We start from the raw sequence: 21,361 nt of genomic DNA, 5'->3' as shown, positions 1-21,361 counted from the left end.
CGGAGAAGCAGGAGGTCGGTCAGCGCACGCTGACGCCGAGGCTGCCGAGCCCGGCGCGCCGCACCGCGACGGATCCGTACGGCGTGCGCAGCCTCAGCCACGCCCCGGAGGAGAACAGACCGGTCTCGGCCGCGCCGGCCCCCGGCCGCAGAAAGCCCAGTGACTGCGCCGCGTGCACGGCCCGCACCGGCAGCCGGGTCTCCCCTGTCTCCCGGGACCAGATGTCCCGTCCGATCCGGTCCAGCTCCGTACGCGTACGCCGCTCCGGCGCCAACTTCTCGGTACGGGACCGGAATTCGGCGACGGCCGCGGCCACCGTCGTACGCAGCTCGTCCGGTGCGGGCAGCCCCGGCTCGGGCTGCCAGCCGCCGCGCGGCGGGAGCACACCGGCCCACGGCGGCCCGGTGACCGCGGCCGGGACGGCGGCCGTGGCGGCCCGCTCGTCCACGGACTCCAGGAGTTCACCGGCGGAGACGGTCACGTCCAGCGTGACGTCGAGACCGTTCTCGTACGGCTTCGCCAGCCGCACCGCTCGGACCGCCAGCACCTCGAAGGACGGCGGCCGGCCGAACACGGCGAGCGCGGTCCCGGACGCCTGCAGGCGCACCGCGGCTCCACGGTCGTAGTGGAGCAGCCGGGAGAGGAAGGCGGCGAGGTCCGCCGCCTCCGACTCGTCGGCCAGGTGCAGCACCGTCATGCCGCGACGGCCTCCTCGTCGGCCGCGTCCGTGTACTCCTCGAGGAACTCCCGCTCCTCCTGGGTGATCCGGCGCGGCCGCTGGGCCTCGAAGTCGAACGGCACGACCACCGTCGAGGCCCGTACGTAGACCACGTCCTCGTCCTTCACCTCGTAGGTGATGGTGAAGGACGCGGCTTTGATCTCGGTGATCCACAGCTCGATGTCCACCGGGTGGTGCCGGTGGACGAGCTGCCGCTTGTAGTCGATCTCGTGGCGCGCCACCACGGACCCCTGCTTGAACTCCTTGTCCGGGCGGAACAGGAAGTTGATCCGGGCTTCCTCCAGATAGCGGATGAAGACCGCGTTGTTGACATGGCCGTACGCGTCCATGTCGGACCAGCGCAAGGGACAGCGGTAGATGTGACGCAAGATCGATCAGCCCCGGGTCAGCTTCTTGTAGGTGGCGCGGTGCGGGCGCGCGGCGTCCGCACCGAGCCGCTCGATCTTGTTCTTCTCGTACGACTCGAAGTTGCCTTCGAACCAGAACCACCTCGACTCACCCTCGTAGGCGAGGATGTGCGTGGCGACGCGGTCGAGGAACCACCGGTCGTGGGAGACGACCACGGCGCAGCCGGGGAACTCCAGCAGCGCGTTCTCCAGGCTGCTGAGGGTCTCGACGTCGAGGTCGTTGGTGGGCTCGTCGAGGAGCAGCAGGTTGCCGCCCTGCTTCAGGGTGAGCGCCAGGTTGAGGCGGTTGCGCTCACCGCCGGACAGGATGCCGGCCGGCTTCTGCTGGTCCGGGCCCTTGAAGCCGAACGCGGAGACGTACGCGCGCGAGGGCATCTCGACCTGGCCGACGTTGATGTAGTCGAGCCCGTCGGACACGACCTCCCACAGCGTCTTCTTGGGGTCGATGTTCTCGCGGCTCTGGTCGACGTACGAGATCTTGACGGTCTCGCCGACCTTGATGTCGCCGGAGTCCGGAGTCTCCAGGCCCTGGATCATCTTGAACAGGGTGGTCTTGCCGGCGCCGTTCGGGCCGATGACACCGACGATGCCGTTGCGCGGCAGGGTGAAGCTGAGGCCGTCGACGAGGACCTTCTCACCGAAGGCCTTGTTCAGCTTGTCGACCTCGACGACGACGTTGCCGAGCCGCGGCCCCGGCGGGATCTGGATCTCCTCGAAGTCCAGCTTCCGCATCTTGTCGGCCTCGGCGGCCATCTCCTCGTAGCGGGCCAGACGCGCCTTGGACTTGGCCTGCCTCCCCTTGGCGTTGGAGCGGACCCACTCCAGCTCTTCCTTGAGGCGCTTCTGCCGCTTGGCGTCCTTCTGGCCCTCGACCTTGAGACGGGTGGCCTTGGTCTCCAGGTACGTGGAGTAGTTGCCCTCGTACGGGTAGGCGCGGCCGCGGTCGAGCTCGAGGATCCACTCGGCGACGTTGTCCAGGAAGTACCGGTCGTGGGTGATCGCGACGACGGTGCCCGGGTACTTGGCCAGGTGCTGCTCCAGCCAGTTCACCGACTCGGCGTCGAGGTGGTTGGTGGGCTCGTCGAGGAGCAGCAGGTCGGGGGCCTCCAGCAGCAGCTTGCACAGCGCCACACGCCTCTTCTCACCACCGGAGAGGTTGGTGACGGGCCAGTCGCCGGGCGGGCAGCCCAGCGCGTCCATGGCCTGTTCGAGCTGAGCGTCGAGGTCCCAGGCGTTGGCGTGGTCGAGGTCCTCCTGGAGCTTGCCCATCTCGTCGAGCAGCGCGTCCGAGTAGTCGGTCGCCATCAGCTCGGCGATCTCGTTGAACCGGTCGAGCTTGCCCTTGATCCCGGCGACACCCTCCTGGACGTTCTCCAGGACGGTCTTCTCCTCGTTCAGCGGGGGCTCCTGGAGCAGGATGCCGACGCTGTAACCGGGCGACAGGAATGCGTCACCGTTGGACGGCTGCTGCAGTCCCGCCATGATCTGCAGGACGGTCGACTTGCCCGCGCCGTTCGGCCCGACGACGCCGATCTTCGCCCCCGGCAGGAAGCTCAGGGTGACGTCGTCGAGGATCACCTTGTCGCCGTGCGCTTTGCGCGCCTTGCGCATGGTGTAGATGTACTCAGCCAAGAGAAACCGTCCGGCAGCTTGAAATCTGGCAGTGGGCAGATACACCCCATCTTGCCTGAACGCCAGGCTTGGGTGTTAACCCGTTTGGTGCGGGGGCTGTGACCTGCGGCTTCACTGCTGGTGGCTGCGGCTCGTCTGTCGCTGTCGGGCGCCGTTGAGTGCCCTCGGGGGACCTCGGACGGCCCAGGGACGGCCCGAAGTGGGGCACCGCTCGCGGGCTGGACGGGCACGCCCGGGGCACGGCTGCCCCCTTTTACGAGCAGCCCCGGCGGGCAGCAGGTTCACCGTCGGCTGTCGGCTAGGGCTTGCCCCGGCGATCATGTGCGGAGCCAGACGACCAGGGACGCTGCGGCGGCAGCATGATGTCAACCTCTTCGAACGAGCGGACAGAGGCAGAACGACACGAGGAACGGGACGGGATGTCGGACGACGAGGCCGATACGTGGTTCGTATGGGGTGAGGGCATCGTGTTCCGCCGGCCTGGCGGCAAAGGCATGTTGCTCAACGGTCTTGCCGATGATCGCCTGTTCGCCGCCATTGCCGCGCTGGATCCCGACTGGACACCACCACCGCCCTCCGAACCCGACGTCGAGGTGTGGTGGGGGGACCCTGTGGTGGTGGACGGGCCATGGGTGATCTTCACCGGCGGCACCGAGCGGGAGATCCGAGCGTTCGTGGACCGCTATGAGGACGTGCGCGGAATGCTGCGTGTATCCAGCGTGCGGTCATCTGGCTCCGCACATGATCGGCCGGACAAGCCCTAGCTAGCGATTGATCGGGATCTCGTACACGGTCTCGCAGTGCGCGGCGGGCACCCCGATGTCCGCCGTCTCCACGGGCCGCCCCTGGTCGCTGTAGTACGTCCGCCGGATGTGCGTGACGAGCGCGGCCTTCTGGATACCTGGGAGCGACGGTGGACAGGCCTGAAGTGGCCTTCCCCGCTGCTTAAGCTCGCCCCCGGATAGCGACACATGGCCGGCGTGTTCGATCACTACGGCTTTGTCGACAGACGCGTGGTCTGATATCCGGAGATTGTTTCGCTCTTCCCCCTCGCGTCGGCGCGGAACTTCCCTGCTTTGGTGGCCACTCGGCCAAGCAGGCCACGGCGAGCACATAGCCCATGCCGCGTTCCTCCAGAGCCGCCCTCAGCTTCGGGTTGCCGCCGTACACCTCGTCGCCGGTCACCCAGTCCGACGTCGTCACCAGGCCCGATCCCGGGCCAGCCATTACCGGTGGCAAGCAGCCCAGGCATGACCGAGCTGTTCAGTCGGCGAGTTCCGTCAGGTACGGCGCTCGGCATTCGGTCCGGATCACCGCGCGCACCCCTGGAACCTGCCGTCTTGACCAGGGTGCTCGGGTCCAGTCACCCGGCGGTGGTCAGGCGGCGCCGAAGCTCCTCCTGCGAGACGTCTTCCACGTGGGTCAGAAATACCCAGATGTGACCTGAAGGGTCCTTGAGGATGACGGTGCGGTCACCGTGGAACATGTCCTTCGGCGGCTGGAGGATCTCAGCACCAGCGGCTTCTGCGCGCTCCGCCAGGCTGTCGACGTCCGGCACGAAGACATGCAGTGTGACGGACGTGCCTCCGCCGAGCGAGGTCGGCGCGGCGAAGGAGGCGGCCTCCGCCTCGTCCACGCTGGCGTCGCCCAGCATCAGGGCCGACCGTCCGATGGTGATCTCGGCGTGCAGAATCCCGCCGCCCGGAGCGTCGATCCTGAAGTCCTCCCGGGCGCCGAACGCCCGCTGGTAGAAGTCGATCGCCGCGGCGGCGTCGTCGACCATGATGTGCGGGATCACGGCATAGCGGTAGCGGTCGGGGATCTCGATGCGGTCTGTGCGTTCGGTCACGGCGAACCTCCTTGAAAAGGCACCGCTGGTCGGCTCCTGCGGCTCTGGAAGGAACCTAAAAGCTCAAGTTTGGTTGAGGTCAAGCGTCGATGTGGCCCTGCAAGTCCTGCCTGCAGAGCACCTGCAGGCCCTGCCCTGCCAATCGGAAGGCACAGCTCGCCAACTCGAGTGCTCATCCGCCGACGGCAGCGTTGAGTCACATCAGGCATGGAGATCACGATCTACAGCTGGAGCGTTAACGAGGTGCTGACGGCCCTGTGCGCGGCCGGCGCCCGGGCCGCGCTGGTGGAGTTGAGCCACTGGCTCGGTGCCCTCACAACGGATCTCACCAGCCGTGCCGCTGTGGAAGGCAGGCTGCGCCTTCACGCCCTGCCGTACCTCGGCACGCGCCCCATCGGGTCGTTCCAGCCCGAGCACGTCCGCGACTGGAACCGTCAGCTGGAAGACGCCGTTGCGTCGGCCCAGTACCGGCGCCTCATCTTCGACGCGGTGTCCTCCGTGCTGAACGCGGGCGTGGATGACCGTCTGCTGGCCTCAAATCCCTGCCGGGCCCGGATCGGTCAAGGCGCCCCGTCCCGCGCCGACACGCGTCCATCCATGGACTGCTGAGCAGGTCTTCGGCATACGGGGTGGCCTCCCTGAGCGCTACAGGGCCATGGCCGACCTCGGCGTCGTATGCGGGCTGCGACAGGGCGAGATCTTCGGACCGGCCGTCGACAACATCGGGGACCTCGGCTGGCTGTACGTCCGCCGGTAGGTGAAGAAGGTTCGCGGCACGCTCGTCTTCGCCCCGCCGAAGCGCGGCAAGCTCCGTGACGTCCCGCTCGACCCGGAGGTGTCGGCCGCTCTCGGCGAGCACCTGGAGTGCTTCCCGCCCGTCGACGTGACCTTGCCCTGGCTGACCCCGACCGGCCCGAAGGTGACGCACCGCCTTGTCTTCACGAGCGGCATCGGCGCGGCCATCTGGAGCCAGGGGTTTAATGACCAGTCGTGGAAGCCCGCTCTGGCATCCGCCGGCATCATCCCGGCCGCCGAGAAAGGCGAGCGCTACGCGGCAGCACGCGAACACGGCATGCACGCCCTAGGCCACTTCTACGCCTCGGTGCTCCTGGACGCCGGGGAGAGCATCAAGGCTCTGAGCCAGTACCTCGGCCACAGCGATCCCGGATTCACGCTCCGGGTCTACACGCACCTCATGCCGTCCAGCGAGACACGGACCCGGAAAGCCATCTCCGCGATGTACCGGGCCGCCGGTCATTCCCATGACGGTCCGCAGACGACCCAGGCAGCCTGAGGCGGCTCCTCATCGGCAGGAAACCGCTGGTGAGGGGCCATTTTGCGCCCTCACTCGGTGAACCCGTAAGTGGGAGGCGATGACACCAAGGCGCAAAAATCATCCGCTACCGCCGCACTGCGGGCACGATGCCGCTGACGTAAGTCTGTCAACCAGTCAGGGGGTCAAATGGGAAGCGCGCTCATCGGGTTAGCTGCTGCGGTGGTTGGTGTCACAGGCACGCTTGTTGCCTCTGTCCTGTCGCAACGTCTCCTGGCTCGCGTTCAATCGGAACAGTTTGAGCGTCAGCAGCAGGTGGCTGAAGCTCAGTGGCACCGTGAGCAGCAAGTAGCTGAGCTGAACCGTCGACGCGACGGCTACATGCAAGTAAACGCGTCCTTTCGACGCTACCGAACCCATCTCATGAACTTCCTGTGGACTGTGCACAAAGGACCTGTCACGCCGGATGCACGCGAGTTGGTCGAGGAGGCCCGACGCGACCACCACTCCGTGTTCGCTGAGGCCCAGATGGTCGCGTCGGCAGCAGTTCTGGTCGAGCTAGATGGGATGACAACCGCGCTGTCTGAGGTGTACCGGCGGACCATGTGCCTGGAAGAAGGGAATCCGGATCCGGATGGGTCATTTGACGAAATACGGACAGACTTCGTTCGGCTCTGGGAGAGATGGGAGAGGATGCGCGCCGTGATGCGCGCCGACCTCGGCTTAGGGAGCGTCGCGGGCGAGCCACCCATAGTCGGTCTCTGAAGTGTCTCCTCCCCCGACCGACGGCCCCCAGACGGCCCAGGCTGCCTGACACGGCCCCTCATCGGCGGGAAACCTGCTGGTGAGGGGCCTTTTCATGCCCTCTCGTGGTAAGTAACACCCCGTCTTGCCTGACCGCCACCCCTGGATGGAAACCAGTACGGGCGGGCTCCGCTGACCTGGGGTTTCCCGGAACGGCCGAAGGGCCGCCACGCCCGCAGACCCGGGTGTGACAGCCCCTCGGACCGGATGGTCCGGCGTAGCCGCCCTGGGGACTCAGCCCTTGGCGTGCTCGCTGTCCAGCGTCGCGCCGGCGTCTCGCTGCGTCGGGATCACCGGGAGTGCGCGCACCGCCATGCTCGCCCGGTGCTCGTCGGCCTCCGCGCACAGCGCACGGGCCGCCTCGTTGAAGCGGACGACGGACGGCGGGTCGGAGGGGCCCAGCAGGTGCAGCTTGAGCTCGGTGCGGGCCTCGGCGTAGGCGTCCTTCTCGGGGTGGCGCACGGACTCCAGCAGGGCCGGTATGCCGGCCGCGTCCGGGGTGAGGACGGCGCCTGCCCGGACTGTGGGGAAGGTGGCGCGGAAGTCCTGCTCGGGAAGGCCGCTGGTGTTGGCGACGGCGTAGGGCTTCTCGCTCTCCAGATAGTCGGATATGACGCTGGAGACATCGCTGACCAGTACGTCGGCCTCGTTGAAGCAGGCGTAGACGTTCGGCCGCGCGCCGGTGACGATCTGGTGCTCCCACGCGGGGAACGAGGCCCAGAACGCGGCCTCCCAGGCGGTGGTCGCCGCGGCCACGGCCGCGGCCCGGCCGGGCTCCGGGGCCGACTGGAGCAGCATCCGCTCCGCGTCGTCCGCGCTCGCCCGGAACGAGGACGTGGTCAGCCGGTCGAGTTCGGCGGTCCGGTCGGCCAGTTCCGCCGCCGCGGAGGGCGCCGGCCGCTCGTTGGCGTGCTCCGCGGCACGGACGGCGTTCGCGGCGCGGATCATCTCCTGGATCCGGGCGTTCGCGGCTCCCGCCTGGGGAACGACCGAACCGGTCAGCGGGTGCGGCTTGTACAGGAGCCGGACCCCCGGATCGGCCAGGAGGGCGCGGACGATGTTCTCGCCGGCCTCGATGATCGAGGTGTTGCCCGGGTTGCCGTCCCAGCCCTCCCACGTGGGGGCGTAGAGAACCGTGGTGTACGGGCCCGTGGGCGCACCGGCGTACGGCGCGATCGCGTCCAGCTGCGGGCGTCCGATCTCCACGACGTCCCGGTCGTCGACACCCACGTTCGCCAGTGCGTACCGCTCGCGCGCCGCGGGGCCGGCCACCCACACCTCGTCGTACGCCTTCGCGTACGGGTTGCAGCTGGAGAGCTTGTCGCTCTCGCCGTGGTTGACGAAGGCGTGCTTGATGGTGGGGATCCGCAGCACCTGCGAGGTCTTGCCGGAGTTCGACGGGTGGATCAGCATCTTCAGCGTGGACTGCTCCAGCCTCATCAGGTCGGCGACCTTGGGCAGACACACGATCGGGATGTCGGTGGACGCGATCTTCCGCACCATGAAGCGCTCACGCAGCACGATGAGCGGACGGCCCTCCAGCCGGGCCAGCGGCTCCAGCCACATGTTCGCCTGGTAGGCCGAGCTGGTGCCGCCGGAGAAGTACATGCCCACTGTCGGCTGGTACTCCGCGAGCCAGGCCTCGAACCACTCCAGCGCCTGCTCGCTCGTCACCGGCCTGCGGGCCGGCAGCAGCCGCACCATCAGCATGCCGACGGCCACCACGGCGAGGGCGGCGGACACGGCGATGCCCGCGGCAGCCGACCAGGCCGAGACGCCCGCCGCGGTGGTGAGCAGGCCGGCCGTCGAGGGCAGTCCGAACATCAGGAGCCGCTGCCCGGCGCGGTTCATCAGCAGCGCCGGAGGAGCGGGGCTCAGCCGCAGCGGCGAGGCGTCGATGTTCCGGGTCACCACGGGCAGGGTGCGGGTCCGGCGTACGAGCATCGCGAGCGCCTGGCAGGCGAAGTGGAGCGAGTAGAAGACCAGCAGACCGCAGACGAGCACCAGGTACTTCGTCTCGTAGTCCTGATCCTCGATGCGGATCAGGCCGGCCACCAGCAGAAGATCCCGAACGACTTGGCGCACGAACACCGTCGCGTGCAGCTTCCCGAGGGCACTGGCCATGCCCCGCTGCCACCGGTGCATGGCCACGTCCGCAACCAGCCCGGCAACGGTGGAGGCCACGAGCAGGGGAACACTCGGGAGGAGGGCGCCAACCGCCTGGCCGGCGTACGACAGGGCGAGCACCGTGGGCAGGAGGAGGCGTGCCGCTGCGGTACGCGACCGAGCGGACAAGGGCGATGACACTTCGCGGGCTCCAGGCAACTCAACATCCCTGAGCACCGGCTCGCGGACTGGCGCGGTCAGACGGCCGCGGACTGGAAGCCGATGCGCACGGATGTTCTCCAAATAGGTGGTCGGACTTTACCTGTGTGTCAGCTTCTTTTGGTGCGGGGGTGGCCTGTAACACCCTCCCGCGTTGTGGGGCCGGCCGGCCTTGCGCGGAAGCCCGATCGGGCGGAGCGCTGTGACCTGGGGGTTTCTCAGGCGCGAAGGGCGGCGTCGAGGTCGCGGATGAACTCTCCCACGCGCCCGCCTCCGGGAGGCGCGACGGGCAGCCGGCCGAGCACCTCGGTGACCGCCGCCGGTGCGTGACGGCGCGCCCATTCAAGGGTCCCCGCGGCGACTCGCCGACCCTCTCCGGATGCCAGCTCCTCCGCTCGCGCCGCGTGCGCCGCCGCACCGAGGATGTGCTTCACCTGATGAGCGTCTGCCAAGGGATGCAGATACGCGGCACCGGCCGCATGGCAGGCCGCTCGGGCCGCGTCGACCGCGGCGGGTGAATCGGCCTCCTGGGCCGCCCTGAACGCCGCCCAGGCGCTCTGCCGCAGAGCCCCCGTACGCCGGCCGCCCCCGGCGAACACGTCCGCCGCATCGATGGCGTCGCGGGGGCGGGTGTCGGCGGGAAGACTCTCTTCGAAGATCGACAGCGCCCTGCGGGCGCAGTCGGCCGCGTAGCCCGTGATCTCACGAAGTTCGTGTTCGCTCAGCTCGATCTTGTCCGACTTGGTTGGCACGGCTCAATCCTGCCGCAGGCCGCCGGGTGGGCGCGGCAGGCCGCGGTGTCGGTCACTCGCCCGTGGGCGTCTCCTTGCGGCGCAGGATCACCAGGGCCGCGCCCCCGATCACCACCAGTCCGATGGCCACTCCGGCGATCACCGGGGTGATCGCGGAGCCGCCCGTGGCGGCGAGGTCGGTGTCCGGCGGGGTGGTGCTGCCGCCGACCGTGGCGGGGCTGGGCTCGCTGAGGGTCTGGGTGGTCTTGGTGGTCAGCGCGCCCTGGGTCCTGCAGTCGAGGACGCCGGTGAAGCGGTGGCTGAAGCCGTTCGGGCCGGTGATCGTGAAGTCGTAGGGCTGGTCCTCCTGGAGCGGGACCGTCACCGTGCGGGTGGCCCTCGCGGGGATGGTGTGCTCGGCTCCCATCAGCTCGAAGGTGAAGGGCTGGTCGCCCTTGTTGGCCGTGGTGATGTCCACGCCGCCCTTGGCGCAGTTCTTACGGGCCGACACCGCTGGTACGGCGCCCTTGTCCGCCCAGGTGGCACTCGCGGTCGCGGAGACCGTGGACTCGCTGGAGCCGGCCAGGATCTGGGTCTGGCTGCGGCTCTCGGAGGCGAAGGCACGGCCCACCGGCACGGTGGTCGACGCCTGCACGGTCAGCTGGGCCGATCCGTCCGCCGCGCCCTCGGGGATGTCGAAGTACAACTGGCTGCCGTCCTTCGCCGAGGTGATCACCTTTCCGGTCTTGTCGATGATCCGCACCCCGCTGGTGACCGCGGCCGCGGGCGGGCTCACCGTCACGCTGTCCGCGTCGGTGTGCACGGTCACCGGGCCGAGCAGGTCACCGGGGCGGCCGGAGACCGCGGGCGGGTCCAGGGTCAGCGAGGCCTGCGGCTCGGCGCTGCCGCGGGCGCTCTTCTCCAGGTAGTCGGCGAGCTTCTCGGCCTGCGGGTCGACGGCGTCGACCTTCGCCCCGTCCGAGTAGCGCCAGATGGCCACCTGGGTGCCGGCCGCCGCGTCCTGCTCGGTCAGTCCGCTCACGCCGGCCTTCCGGGCGAGGGCGGCGAGGTCGTTGACCTGGGGGTAGGAGTTCTGCAGGATCCAGCGGATCCGGCCGGCGTCCTTGTTGGTGCCCAGCGAGGTGCCGCTCCAGGGCGTCTCCTGGTAACGGGCGTCGCGCTGGGTGGGGTTGTGGATGTCGACGCAGTACGTCTGCAGGGTGCCGCCGCCGTCCACGGACATCTCGAACAGGCCCGCGGCCACCTGCTGGTCGCCGCCGTCCTCGTGGATCACGGCCTCGCCGTAGGTCTTCAGACCGTTGATCGTGGCCGTCGCGCCGCCCTGGGTCTGCGGTGTCCCGTCGGCCGCGGCCGCGCCGGAGCCGGCCAGCACACTCGCCGCCACCAGGCCGGACACCAGCGTCACGGCGCCGAGGCGGGCCACATGGGCGGATCGAGGAAACCCAGAGAACGCAACTAGCACAGAATTCCCCTTCGAGCAGGACCCGTTGGACGTGGGGGTGCGGTCCCACCAGCAGAATCGGCGGCCCCGAGGGGCATGCCCGGCATCCTATGGATCACGTGGACCTCGCCCGGCCGGTCAGATCGTCTGACAGCCGATCCGATCCGGAATCGTTATCGCCTGGACGGGAGGTGGGCTGCGCTTATCGACAAATCCACTGATTCGGTGGGGTGTTCGCAGCCCACGCGCCGACACGTCGCAGCTCCGTCAAGGCACGGGCCAGGACGCCGGCAGCGCCGATGGAATGGTCGACGGAGCCGGCGGCCCGGCTCACGTCACGTCACCGCCGCCGGCTCCGGCCGCTGTTGGGCCGGATCGTCGGCCGGGGCTTCGACGGGCGGTGTCTCCCAGTGCGGCTCCGGACGCACCGCCACCGTGGCTTCCGGCCTGGCCGCACGGCGGAAGAGCGCGGTGCCCCGCGCCAGGTCGTGGCCGATGGCCACCGCGTCGATGTCGGCCGACGCCCAGCTCTGCTGCCCCTCGCGCACCTCCGAGCGCACCTTCAGCCGCCCCTGGACGACGACGGGCTGCCCCACCTCCACCGACGCCGCCACGTTCACGGCGAGCTGACGGTTGGCCCACACCGTGAAGAAGTTGGTGTGCCCGTCCGTCCAGGCGTTCTTCTCCCGGTCCCAGTACCGCGAGGTCACCGCCAGCCGGAACCGCGCCGACGGGCCCGCCGCCAGCTCCCGGTACAGCGGCTGCGTCGCCACGTTGCCCACCACACACACCACGGTCTCGTTCATCGCGAACCCCTCCCCTCGCCCGGCTCTTCGACCGGGCGGACACGCGTACGGGCCCCTCCCGTACGGCTGCGTCTGCCGTGCCGGCGCGCTCGATCCGCGTACGCCGTCACACGCCACGCCGATCGCCGGCGCCGCCCGCCCTCCACTCGTCGGACGTGCGGCGCGATCGCCGTGGAACCAGACTGCCTCTGTCGGGCCGAGCCCGCTGAGCGCTGTGGACGGCCACCCGCCTGTGGAAAATCCCGTCACCCGAACGAGTGGCCCACGTGTTCCCCAGCCCCTCGCCCACCGTCGGCGGCCTCCTCGCCCACCCTCGCCTCGCCCACCCTCGGCGGCCTCACCCGCCACGGGCGGCTCGGCCCAGGCCGGCCTCACCCCACCCCGCCGGCTCGGCCCCGGCCGGTCTCACCGGCCCGGGCCGGCTCAGCCGCGCGGCCGGCCTCACCCCACCCCGACCCCGGCCCGGACCACCCGACCGTACTGCTCCCGTACCTCCTGGTACCGCAGCAGCTCCGCCGCCACCGGATCGAGCACCCGGGCCCGGCCGCAGCTCGATGCCGCCTCCCGCAGCCGCCGTTCCGCCTCCATGCCGTACCGGCGCGCCGGCCCCCGGGCCGCCATCCGACAGCCCCACTCCACGAGCGGCCCGCCGACGATCCCGCACATCATCAGCAGCACCGGCACCCCCAGGTTGGGCGCCATGAACCCGGCGATCTGGCCCACCAGCCACAGGCCGCCCACGACCTGCAGCAGGGTCATGGCCGCCTGGACCAGCACGGCCACCGGCCACCACCCCGGGCGCGGCGGCCGTCCCGGCGGCATCCCGGCCCGCGCCGCCAGCTCGTCCAGCGCCTCGGACAACCCCTGGGAGCCGCGTACGGCCGCCTCGCGCACCGCCGCCGCCCACGGCGTCGGCAGACCCGCCGAGGCCCGGTCGGCGACCGTACGGACCGCGTGTTCGACCCGCTGCCGGGCCGTGGCCTCCTCGTCCGTCTGGGCGCGCACCCGGACCCGGCCCGTCGTGGGTCCGCCACGGTCCTGGTACCAGCGCCACAGCCGAAGCCAGGGCGTGCCGCAGGCGCGGTTGGCGTTGCGCAGCCAGGCGCGTTCGGCGGCCTCGCCGGCCGCGGTGGCGCCCACGGCGGCCGCGAGCCGGGCGGCGAACTCCTCCCGTGCCTCCTCGCTGAGGCCGACGCGCCGCCCGGTGGCGTAGAGGGACCTCAGCTCCTCCGCCGCGGCGTCCACGTCGGCCGCGACCCGGCGGGCCGCCGCGCCGCGCTCCGTCACGAACTCGCCGAGCGCCTCGCGCAGTTCACCGACGCCGTCGCCGGTGAGCGCGGACAGCGCCAGTACGGTGGCGCCCGGTTCGCCGTACTCGCCGAGCGCTACGCCGTCCTCGTCGAGCAGCCGGCGCAGATCGTCCAGGACCTGGTCGGCGGCCTCCCCGGGCAGCCGGTCGATCTGGTTGAGGACGATGAACATGACCTCCGCGTGGCCGGCCATGGGCCGCAGATAGCGCTCGTGCAGCACGGCGTCCGCGTACTTCTCGGGGTCGACGACCCAGATGACCGCGTCGACCAGCTTCAGGATCCGGTCGACCTGCGTACGGTGCTCCACGGCCGCGGAGTCGTGGTCGGGCAGGTCGATCAGGACCAGCCCGCGCAGCTGACCCTCGGCCTCCGCGCTCTGCACGGGGCGCCTGCGCAGCCGGCCCGGGATGCCGAGCCGGTCGATGAGACTCGCCGCGCCGTCGCTCCAACTGCACGCGATCGGGGCCGCGGTGGTCGGGCGTCGTACGCCGGTCTCCGAAATGGCCACTCCGGCGAGCGCGTTGAAAAGCTGCGACTTTCCGCTGCCGGTGGCACCCGCGATGGCGACGACGGTGTGCTTCCCGGAGAGCTTGCGGCGGGCGGTCGCCTCGTCCAGGACCCGGCCCGCCTCGGCGAGGGTGCGGGTGTCCAGACGGGTGCGGGAGAGGCCGACGAGTTCGCGCAGGGCGTCGAGACGGGAGCGCAGCGGGCCGTCGTAGGCGAGGGGCGCGGGGGTGTCGCTGCCCGGGCCGCGCGAGGGGCTGTCCAGGACGGAGGCACGCTCGGCCTCGAGGGCGGCAGCGGTGCTCTCCGTGACGCGCCGGGCGATGAGCCCGTCGTCCCAGGCGTCGCCGGATTCGGAGTCGGGGGCGGAGTCGGGGGCGGGACCGCAGTCGCGATCCGCGTCGGAGGCGGGGCCAGGGTCGGCGTCGCGCGTTCCGCGGTCCTTGGCGCGGGTGCGTGGCCCACTGCCGGCATCGGCTTCGGGGGTCTTCACGCGCGCGTGCGCCTCCCCGTCCCCGTTCGGCTCGGGTACGCGCGCGGGGGGCTGACTCTCCTTGCGCTTCTCCGGTACGCGCACCGGCGGGTCGCTCTCCGCGCGCTTCTCGGGTACGCGCGCGTGCAGCCCGCGGTCCGCCTCGGCGTCCCGTTCCGCGGCCCCGGCTTCGCCCCCGGCATCGGCCTCGGTCACGCTCTCGGCTTCGGCGTCCGTGCCGGCATCCGCCTCGGCAACGCGCCCCTCCGGGGCCGGGCCGCCCTGTCCCGGAAGGCCTTCCCCGGAACCGCCGTCCGTCAGCGGGAGGCTGTCGCCCGACGGAAGGCGCTCACCGTGCGGAAAGCTGCGACCCGACGGAAGGCGGTCGCCCATCGGAAGGCTGTCGCCGTGCGGGAGGCTGTCGCGCAACTCGCCCTTGCCTCCGAGACCGGGCTCCACTCCCCCGGACACCCCCTCCTCGTGCTCCATGTGCTCCATGCGATCCGTGTGGTCCGTGTGGTCCGTGTGGTCCGTGTGGTCCGTGTGGTCGTGGTCAGTGACGGCGGTCACCGGTCACCTCTCCTTCTGCAGTACGGACAGCGCGGCGATGAGTTCGGCCTGGGGCTCGGCCTGGACGCCCAGGGCGTCGAGCGGGGCGAGGCGCCGCTCGCGTTCGGCGTGCATGACGCGGTCGACGTGTTCGGTCAGCAGGCGTCCGGCCCGGTCGCGCAGCCGCAGCGCGCCGTGGGCGCTGATCCGCGCGGCGAGCCCCTCGCCCGCGTTACGTGCCCGGCGCCCGCCCAGCAGCGCGGTGGCGACCAGAGCGGCGACGACCTCGGCGTCGGGCGCGATGCTGCGCTCGAGTTCCCGTACCTCGTCCTCGGCGTACTCCTCCAACTCGCGCCGCCAGCGCCGTACGGCGAGCCCGATGCGGTGCTCGGCCTTCTCCAGGGAGAGGTCCCGGCCGGCGAGCCCGGGGGCGCTGGCGGCGGGCTCGCGCCGCCAGGCCTCGTCGACGCGCTCGTCGGCGGCGGTGACGGAGCACACCAGCAGCGCGGCCAGGCTCTCCACGAGGGAGTCCAGCAGCTCACCGGGGGTGCAGTCGAGAGGGAAGGCACGCCAGCGCTTGAGGGCGTCCCCGGCGAGCACGGCCCCGGACTGCAGCCGGCCGCGCACGCGCGCGTGCTCGCTGTCATAGGCGCCGTCGACGGCGGAGGTGAGCCGGAGGGCGGCCGCGTACTGGGCGGCTGCGGCGCCGGCCAGCTCGGGCAGGCGCGACTTCAGCGAGTCGAGGAGGCCGTGCGCCGTACGGGCCACGACGCGCTGGCGGGCCGTGGAGTCCTGGGCGTGGTGGACGAGCCAGGTCCGCAGGGCTGCCACGGCGGTGGCCGGGAGCAGGCCGCCGCCCCAGGCCGACTCGGGCAGCTCGGGCACGGTGAAGCGGGGTACGTCGCCGAGGCCGGCCTTGGTGAGCAGGGCGCCGTACTGGCGGGAGACCTCGGAGACGACCTGGTGGGGCACACGGTCGAGGACGGTCACCAGGGTGATGTCGTACTCCTTGGCGGTGCGCAGCAGGTGCCAGGGGACGGCGTCGGCGTAGCGCGCGGCCGTGGTGACCATGACCCAGACGTCGGCGGCGCAGATCAGCTGGGCTGCCAGGACGCGGTTGTCGGCGATCAGGGAGTCGATGTCGGGGGCGTCGAGCAGGGCGAGCCCGCGCGGGAGGGTGTCGGCGGTCTCGACGCGCAGCACGCGCGCGGGGTCCTCGCCGGAGATCAGGAGGTCGTCGCCCGCCTCCTGCTCCGGCACCCACACGCGGGTGAGGTCGGGGAGGACACGCATGCTGCTGAACCAGTGATGGTCCTCCGGATGACAGACCAGCACCGGTGTGCGGGTCGTCGGCCGCAGCACGCCCGCCTCGCTGACCCGGCGCCCCACAAGGGAGTTCACGAGGGTCGACTTGCCGGCCCCGGTGGAACCGCCGACGACGGCCAGCAGGGGCGCCTCGGGCTCCCGCAGCCGGGGCAGCAGGTAGTCGTCGAGCTGCGCCAGGAGTTCGTCGCGGTTCGCACGCGCGCGTGGCGCCCCGGCCAGGGGCAGCGGAAAGCGTGCAGCGGCGACACGGTCGCGCAGCGCGGAGAGTGTGTCGAACAGCTGAGGCCGTACGTCCAAGGTCACCACATGCGAAGAATGCCCAATTTTAGGGGAATTCTGAAGCATATGGACATCTCAGCGCGCCGATGGAACACATCGGATGTAAGGGATGACTGGGACACAGGCGCAGTCCAGGCATAACGAGTGCACAACACCCTGTGCGTCAGGAGCCAAAAGCGGTGCACGATTCGTACCTGCCTGCGATTATCAGGACCGCTTCACCGAACCTCCACATCGAGCCACGGAGGCGAAGCATCCGGGTCAAGGAACGGGGAGCTTTATCCTTGTCCCGCACCAGGCCCCCGTAGCTCAGTGGATAGAGCAGGCGCCTTCTAAGCGCTTGGCCGCAGGTTCGAGTCCTGCCGGGGGCGCCATCCCCTCGCCCTCCCATCGGGAGGGCTTTTTGCTGGTCAGGGCACGTTTCGCGCGACACGACAGAGCCCCGGGCACTCCCCCGACGATCAAGGGAAGGCTCCGGGGCTGTCCGGCTGTCACCGGATTTTCGCGGGTGGCCGTGTCGAATACGTGTCGAAGTTCTCGCCCGCGAGAGTCAGCCGCCGTCCGGCAGCTCAGGAAGATCTCCGGCAGCTTCAAGCCGCCGCTTCAGATCAGGCAGCTGCCCCTCGACGCACCGGGCGTAGGTCGCCAGCAGCACGGGCACTCTCCGTGCATGGGTAGCCCGGCGGATTCGACGATTGGTCGCCCGCACCCCTTGCGATCCGCCCACGACAAGGCAATCTTCTCCACCCAACGCACGAGCGCCCTCCCGGGCCGCCCTCGGGTCGTGGAAGGGCGCTCAACAATGACCAACGCCGACAACTGCCGACAGGTCAGCAGCAGGTCAGCACATTGATCGTCAAGACAGCCGCGGGTCACGGCCGCCGTCGGTCAGTTGTGGCTGAACTGGCGCCTCCTGGCCGGCCTCGCACTCAGCTCTCTCGCTCCGCGACCATGCCGATGTCGAAGGGGAATGACTCCAGGACCTCGCGCCGTGCAGGATCTTGCTCCGCTGCGGCCAAGTCCGCGAGCACCTGCAAGAGTCGTTCGCGTTGGTCCGAGGGTTGTCGCAGCAGCTCCCAGCCGACGCTCTCCATCATCTTCACCGCGGAGTCGGGATCCACTTCCTCGTCCCCGCAACTCTCCAGCCACCAAACGACGTCGACGAGCAGACCGGTAAGTGCCGGCACGAGCGGATCCATCTCAGTCATCCGCGCAACCTAGCCGACCCCTACGACACCGCTTCCAGGATCATCGCGTCTGGGATCGGCGGGTTGTGGCACCCAAGCCGGTGATCGTCCTCACGATCCGGCAACAGGGCCAGGAACTCGGCGCGGATCGGGTCGATGGTGGACGCAGGCACGACGGGCACGAGTCTGCTCCCAGGATCACAGAACGTAAGCAACTCCATGATCAGCAGGAGACTGCCCGCCGTGCCGCCGCTCCGACGCGTTCATGACCTACCGGCGGACGCTCTTGGCCGCCTGTTCAGTAGTACATGAACGTCGGGATCAGCCCGCCACCGCTGGCATTCGGTATCGTTACCAGCCCGCCGGCGCCGACGCCCCTGCTGTTCGCGACGTTGACCACGTCGTAGACCGAGCCGTAGTTGCCCATCCAGTGCCACGAGGGGTCAGACTTCTTAGCCTTGCAGGCGTTGCCGAGCTTGATGCCTTCCTGGGCAGTGAGAACTTGGTCAGCCCGCGGCATGTAGCAGCTGGCGTTCGGCGTCGTCGGCGCCTTCGGCGCGGGTGCGGCGGGAGCCGGAATCGCCAGGCCGATCAGCAATGCCGCGGGCGCGGCCGCGATGGCGAGGGTGCGAAGTCGGTTCATGGTTGACCTCCCTAGCTAGCCACCTGTCTCGGAACCGAGATCTGAACCGACCGTAGAGTCGCCCGCTGTAGTACCGCCATTCGGATGCGTCCATTCGGGTGATGGCGAGGTGTCGATTCGGGGATTGTGTCATTTGGTGCGGGGGGCGGTGTCTGACCTGGGGTGTTGTTGGTTGGTTGAGAAGGCTGGTGGGGGTGTGAGCTGGGGTTGTCTGTGGTGTGTTGAGTAGCGGGTGGGTTGTTGAACGTAGCGTCTGGGTGTAGAGGCTCGGGTGCGCTATTGCCGTTCAGGTGTGTTTGGGCTGGTCAGCGGGGGCGGTGGTGTTGTTCGGCGAGATGGGCGAGCTGGTGGACGAGGCGGTAGAAGATGGCCTGTGAGGGCATGGGCACGCGGTCGCCGTACCGGTCGGATAGAACCTGCGCGACCAGCGGCATCAGCCCTTTGACGGTGCCCTTCGAGCGGCCCCGCTGACGACGTAAAGCCTCTTCGACCGCGGCGACGAACCGTTCGTCGGCCTGCCCGGTCGGCTGGGGGCCGCGGGTGCTGCGGTGGTCGACTACTCGCCATCACTCTGCACGGGCTGGCGTTTCACAAAGCGCCATTGGATCAGCGACCAGTAAATCAACGCAATGAGCACGCCAACTGCAAGCCATATCAAGAACGCCCGTCTCTTTCCGACTCAGTGCGATACCTCCGAAAGAGAGGAATGCAGCCCATGAAGGCCGTGGGCAAGCAAGGGGATTGGGACAGCCGGACTGATGCCAAGGTGCCGGCTCCAACGGACATCGCGGCGCGGCTCGGCATCGCCGAGGGCGACCTGTGCGTCCGGACGACGTACGAGTTCCTCGCCGACGGCAGACCGGTGCAGCTGTCGACGAGTTGGGAGCCGTACGACCTCACCGGCGGCACGCTCGTCGTCCTCCCCGAGGGCGGGCCGCATGCCGGGGCAGGTGTCGTGAACCGCATGGCCGCGATCGGCGTCACCGTCAGCCACGCCGTGGAGCACCCGGAGCCGAGGCAGGCGACCGACGAAGAGGCGTCGCTCCTGGGCGTCCAGAAGGCCGCGCTCGTCACGCACATCCGGCGGACGTACTACAGCGACCAGGGGCGGCCCGTGGAGACAGCGGACATCGTGGTGCCCGCCGCGCACTGCGAGATCGTCTACGAGATTCCGATCAATCGCTAGCCGACAATCGACAGTGAGCCTGCCACCCGGTAGGGCCACTCGTACGCGGTCGGCCGTTGACTCCTTCTGAACGCGAGCCCGAACATGGCGCGCATGAGTAGAGATTGCGAAGTCATAGTCATCGCTTTCGGAGCCCGAGAGGTGATGGAGCCTCTTACCCAGCCCGACGAGCGTCGTGAATGGCACCAGTGCTTTGAACCCATCTCTGGCATGGACGCATGGGCCATCGACTTCTGGAGACCCAACTGGACAGGGATTCTCCGTCACTTGGAGCAGATGCCCTGGCCCTTCCCGAAGTCGGTTCAGGTCCTGCTTCGGGACCAGGATGATGACTGCTTCGGGCTCTGGATGCTGCATGAGGGGAGGCTGAAGGAGGTCCCACTCCCATGCACTGTCAGGGAGGCCGATGACACGGCTCCGCTGGGTTCGATACTCACTCGTACTGACCGGGAAGGATGCCCCGTCGCCTGACAACCAACCCGGCGAAGCTGTCTGTCGAATGCGTGTCGAAGGCCCGTCTGTGAGCCGCAGAGCAAGGAAAGAGAAGCAGGTCAGCCGGGGTCTGCTACTCGTCCCACCCAGCGCCTTCTAAGCGCTTGGCCGCAGGTTCGAGTCCTCGCCCTCCCACCGGGAGGGCTTTTTGCTGGCCAGAGCGCGTTTCACTAGGTACGACAAAGCCCCGGGCGCCCCTGGGGATCAGGGGAAGGCTCCAGGGCTGTCCGGCTGTCACCGGGTTTTCGCGGGTGGCCATGTCGAATGCGTGTCGAAGTTCTCGGCCGGAGGAGAATCAGCCGACACCCGGCACCTCCGCCTCCGCCTCCGCCTCCGGGAGATCACCGCGGCTTCGAGCCGCCGTTTCTGATTCCGGCAGCTGCCCGTCGATGCGGCGAGCGTACGCGGCCAGGAGCACGGCGGCGCCGGTCCGAGAATCACGGCGGCAGCCTGCTACCGACCGACCGGATCGCCACCGACCGCGGCGGGTCCCCCGAACAGAGGCCCCCCGTCGTTACTGAAGCCATTGGGCCATTCGAAGGAGTTGAGGCGACGAGACCGCCGAGCGCGTAACGGACCGTCAGCTGCTCTTTTTCCTGCTCGCAGCATGGTTCGGAGCTGGGACAGGCCGGCGCTCGGACCCCTCCCCCAATATCGATGGCCCATACAAGGGAGAGTTACGGACATATCTGGTTTTTGTAACGCGAATCCTTTCGTGGACCTGGTGTCGCCGTGGAGGGCCACAGTGTGGGACCTCGGCGCCGAGCCGGGAATTCCGGATTGCACGCCCCGGCCCTGACCAGGGTCGGTATGCACGAACGTGAGGTGACAGATTCATGTCTGTTTCTCGTACGACGGTCCGCCTGATCGCCACCTGTGTGGCTTCGGGCGCCCTCATCGGCGCGGCCGCCATGCCAGCCCTGGCAGCCGGAGCCGACCATGACCGCGACAACGGGAGGAGTTACTCACACAGCCACAGGAGCGGCCGCCACCACGACGGTCACTTCGGCGACCGGGACCGGGGCTGGGACGGGGACCGGGGCTGGGACCGCGACCGCGACAGGGGCTGGGACCACGACCGGGACCGCGACCGGGACCGGGACCGCGACCGGGACCGGGACCGGGACCGGGGCTGGCACCACGGCTGGTACGGCGACCAGCACCGGGATCACGACCGTTACCTCGGCCACCGCTAGCCCGCCTTGGAGGCTGTGCCGTGACGCGGAGGCCGACCACGCCCTCTGCCACCCGTCGTCGTAGTCAGCACAGCCGCTGCACCCCGCCGGAGGGCCGAAGACCGCGAGGAATGGTCTTCGGCCCTCCGGCCACGTGACGCAAGCAGGGGAAGAGAACAGGTCTGACACGACGAAGCCCCGCAAACCCCT

General features: G+C 69.6%; 18 protein-coding genes, 1 tRNA gene and 3 pseudogenes. 7 read left to right on the top strand and 15 right to left on the bottom strand.

Features of this window, described 5'->3' with window-relative positions; translation table 11 throughout:
• Positions 1–19: 19 nt before the first annotated feature.
• Genes ACWC5O_RS16505 through ettA form a run of 3 tightly spaced genes read right to left on the bottom strand, consistent with a single transcriptional unit; the run spans position 20 to position 2,778 of the window.
• Positions 20–697 carry a hypothetical protein gene (locus ACWC5O_RS16505; protein ID WP_450580597.1) on the bottom strand — a complete coding sequence of 226 codons (678 nt, stop codon included), beginning with the start codon at positions 695–697 and terminating at the stop codon, positions 20–22.
• The gene (locus ACWC5O_RS16500; protein ID WP_403948138.1) at positions 694–1,107 is read right to left on the bottom strand and encodes an acyl-CoA thioesterase; all 414 of its coding nucleotides are present in this window, start codon (positions 1,105–1,107) and stop codon (positions 694–696) included. Before ACWC5O_RS16500 ends, ACWC5O_RS16505 begins: the two co-directional genes overlap by 4 nt.
• Before the next feature lie 6 nt (positions 1,108–1,113).
• A complete protein-coding gene (ettA, locus tag ACWC5O_RS16495; protein WP_450580596.1) occupies positions 1,114–2,778 on the bottom strand; it encodes an energy-dependent translational throttle protein EttA in 1,665 nt (554 codons plus the stop codon).
• A 419-nt stretch (positions 2,779–3,197) separates the two neighbouring features.
• Between ettA and ACWC5O_RS16490 the strand changes: the two genes are divergently transcribed.
• A complete protein-coding gene (locus ACWC5O_RS16490) occupies positions 3,198–3,542 on the top strand; it encodes a hypothetical protein (RefSeq protein ID WP_450580595.1) in 345 nt (114 codons plus the stop codon).
• On the opposite strand, the pseudogene ACWC5O_RS16485 reads toward ACWC5O_RS16490, so the two are convergent.
• Both ACWC5O_RS16485 and ACWC5O_RS16480 read right to left on the bottom strand, forming a co-directional pair.
• Positions 3,543–3,689, bottom strand: a pseudogene (locus ACWC5O_RS16485) (GntR family transcriptional regulator); the annotation flags it as partial.
• 452 nt (positions 3,690–4,141) lie between these two features.
• Entirely contained in the window at positions 4,142–4,627 is a 486-nt protein-coding gene (locus ACWC5O_RS16480) for a VOC family protein (protein ID WP_450580594.1), read from the bottom strand.
• 207 nt (positions 4,628–4,834) lie between these two features.
• Here ACWC5O_RS16480 and ACWC5O_RS16475 point away from each other — a divergent pair, with 207 nt between their 5' ends.
• The 3 genes from ACWC5O_RS16475 to ACWC5O_RS16465 all read left to right on the top strand — a co-directional run bounded on the left by ACWC5O_RS16475 (position 4,835) and on the right by ACWC5O_RS16465 (position 6,665).
• On the top strand, positions 4,835–5,236 hold the full coding sequence (locus tag ACWC5O_RS16475; protein WP_450580593.1) for a hypothetical protein: 402 nt from the start codon (positions 4,835–4,837) through the stop codon (positions 5,234–5,236).
• Between the two features lie 148 nt (positions 5,237–5,384).
• Positions 5,385–5,921 carry a tyrosine-type recombinase/integrase gene (locus ACWC5O_RS16470; protein ID WP_450580592.1) on the top strand — a complete coding sequence of 179 codons (537 nt, stop codon included), beginning with the start codon at positions 5,385–5,387 and terminating at the stop codon, positions 5,919–5,921.
• Positions 5,922–6,323: 402 nt separating this feature from the next.
• Positions 6,324–6,665: a hypothetical protein gene (locus ACWC5O_RS16465; RefSeq protein ID WP_450580591.1), complete on the top strand. Its 342-nt coding sequence runs from the start codon at positions 6,324–6,326 to the stop codon at positions 6,663–6,665.
• A 273-nt stretch (positions 6,666–6,938) separates the two neighbouring features.
• Here ACWC5O_RS16465 and ACWC5O_RS16460 read toward each other — a convergent pair whose 3' ends face one another.
• From ACWC5O_RS16460 to ACWC5O_RS16435, 6 genes are all read right to left on the bottom strand, one after another.
• Positions 6,939–8,999: a hypothetical protein gene (locus ACWC5O_RS16460; protein ID WP_450580590.1), complete on the bottom strand. Its 2,061-nt coding sequence runs from the start codon at positions 8,997–8,999 to the stop codon at positions 6,939–6,941.
• 248 nt (positions 9,000–9,247) lie between these two features.
• Positions 9,248–9,781, bottom strand: a complete 534-nt coding sequence (locus ACWC5O_RS16455) for a putative immunity protein (RefSeq protein ID WP_450580589.1) — start codon at positions 9,779–9,781, stop codon at positions 9,248–9,250.
• 52 nt (positions 9,782–9,833) lie between these two features.
• On the bottom strand, positions 9,834–11,186 hold the full coding sequence (locus ACWC5O_RS16450; protein ID WP_450580588.1) for a Cys-Gln thioester bond-forming surface protein: 1,353 nt from the start codon (positions 11,184–11,186) through the stop codon (positions 9,834–9,836).
• A 371-nt stretch (positions 11,187–11,557) separates the two neighbouring features.
• Entirely contained in the window at positions 11,558–12,028 is a 471-nt protein-coding gene (locus ACWC5O_RS16445; protein WP_450580587.1) for a single-stranded DNA-binding protein, read from the bottom strand.
• 441 nt (positions 12,029–12,469) lie between these two features.
• Entirely contained in the window at positions 12,470–14,335 is a 1,866-nt protein-coding gene (locus tag ACWC5O_RS16440) for a YfjP family GTPase (protein WP_450580748.1), read from the bottom strand.
• 552 nt (positions 14,336–14,887) lie between these two features.
• Positions 14,888–16,495 carry a dynamin family protein gene (locus ACWC5O_RS16435; RefSeq protein WP_450580586.1) on the bottom strand — a complete coding sequence of 536 codons (1,608 nt, stop codon included), beginning with the start codon at positions 16,493–16,495 and terminating at the stop codon, positions 14,888–14,890.
• 271 nt (positions 16,496–16,766) lie between these two features.
• On the opposite strand from ACWC5O_RS16435, the gene ACWC5O_RS16430 reads away from it, so the two are divergent.
• Positions 16,767–16,842: transfer RNA gene (locus tag ACWC5O_RS16430), tRNA-Arg, on the top strand.
• A 555-nt stretch (positions 16,843–17,397) separates the two neighbouring features.
• On the opposite strand, the gene ACWC5O_RS16425 is transcribed toward ACWC5O_RS16430, so the two are convergent.
• The 4 genes and pseudogenes from ACWC5O_RS16425 to ACWC5O_RS16410 form a co-directional block, all read right to left on the bottom strand.
• Positions 17,398–17,676, bottom strand: a complete 279-nt coding sequence (locus ACWC5O_RS16425; protein ID WP_450580585.1) for a hypothetical protein — start codon at positions 17,674–17,676, stop codon at positions 17,398–17,400.
• A gap of 32 nt (positions 17,677–17,708) precedes the next feature.
• A pseudogene (locus ACWC5O_RS16420) lies at positions 17,709–17,837 on the bottom strand (IS5/IS1182 family transposase); the annotation flags it as partial.
• A 116-nt stretch (positions 17,838–17,953) separates the two neighbouring features.
• A complete protein-coding gene (locus ACWC5O_RS16415; protein WP_450580584.1) occupies positions 17,954–18,298 on the bottom strand; it encodes a hypothetical protein in 345 nt (114 codons plus the stop codon).
• 305 nt (positions 18,299–18,603) lie between these two features.
• Positions 18,604–18,732, bottom strand: coding sequence for a hypothetical protein (locus ACWC5O_RS16410; RefSeq protein WP_450580583.1), 129 nt, complete (start codon positions 18,730–18,732; stop codon positions 18,604–18,606).
• Between the two features lie 281 nt (positions 18,733–19,013).
• Between ACWC5O_RS16410 and ACWC5O_RS16405 the strand changes: the two are divergent.
• Positions 19,014–19,484: pseudogene (locus ACWC5O_RS16405) on the top strand (UTRA domain-containing protein); the annotation flags it as partial.
• Between the two features lie 1,328 nt (positions 19,485–20,812).
• Positions 20,813–21,172, top strand: a complete 360-nt coding sequence (locus ACWC5O_RS16400; RefSeq protein WP_450580582.1) for a hypothetical protein — start codon at positions 20,813–20,815, stop codon at positions 21,170–21,172.
• The last annotated feature ends 189 nt before the right edge of the window (positions 21,173–21,361 follow it).

The sequence above is a fragment of the Streptomyces sp. NPDC001450 genome (assembly GCF_053597295.1).
Note: the sequence above shows the minus strand (reverse complement) of the source record. Positions and strands in the feature narration are given on the sequence as shown.